Raw genomic sequence first — 545 nt, 5'->3', positions numbered from 1 at the left:
GCTTAAAAAATTTGAATTGAGATGAGACTATTATTGTACTTAACTTATCCCTAAGAATGAATTAATCAAAGAACAGGATTTTAAATTCTAAAAGCTAAATTTTTAGAAAAATTTTGTCTCACATCATTTATCAGAAAAGCACTGAACTTAATCGAAAATTTTTGTACTGATAATTCACGGAATAAAAAAAATTAAGGGAAGATATTTTTAACTGAGAAAGCGGAGAGGGTGGGATTCGAACCCACGGTACCGGTTTTACGGTACACACGCTCTCCAGGCGTGCCAGTTAAGCCACTCCTGCACCTCTCCTGAAAGAACAAAAATGCGTTGCAAAATTAAAACTTAATCAATGTTTATACAAGAATTAAGAGAACAATTCTTCAAAAACCTCTCTTTGTATATCAACTGTTTTTTGCAAATCATCTTGTGTGTGAGCAGTTGAAATAAAGAATGCTTCGAACTGAGATGGAGGTAAATAAATTCCCCTTTTCAACATTCCGTGAAAATATCTTGAAAATAATTTTGTATCAGATTCAATTGCATCT

1 protein-coding gene and 1 tRNA gene are annotated in these 545 nt (G+C 32.5%); both read right to left on the bottom strand.

All coding sequences use genetic code 11. The features are described 5' to 3' along the window. Positions 1-220: 220 nt before the first annotated feature. A tRNA-Ser gene (locus tag NZ841_08550) sits at positions 221-309 on the bottom strand. 55 nt (positions 310-364) lie between these two features. After that, a partial coding sequence (locus NZ841_08545) for a hypothetical protein (protein ID MCS7202808.1) occupies positions 365-545 on the bottom strand: 181 nt, incomplete at its 5' end.

The organism is Dictyoglomus sp. (assembly GCA_025060475.1).
Taxonomy (GTDB): Bacteria; Dictyoglomota; Dictyoglomia; order Dictyoglomales; family Dictyoglomaceae; genus NZ13-RE01.
Note: the sequence above shows the minus strand (reverse complement) of the source record. Positions and strands in the feature narration are given on the sequence as shown.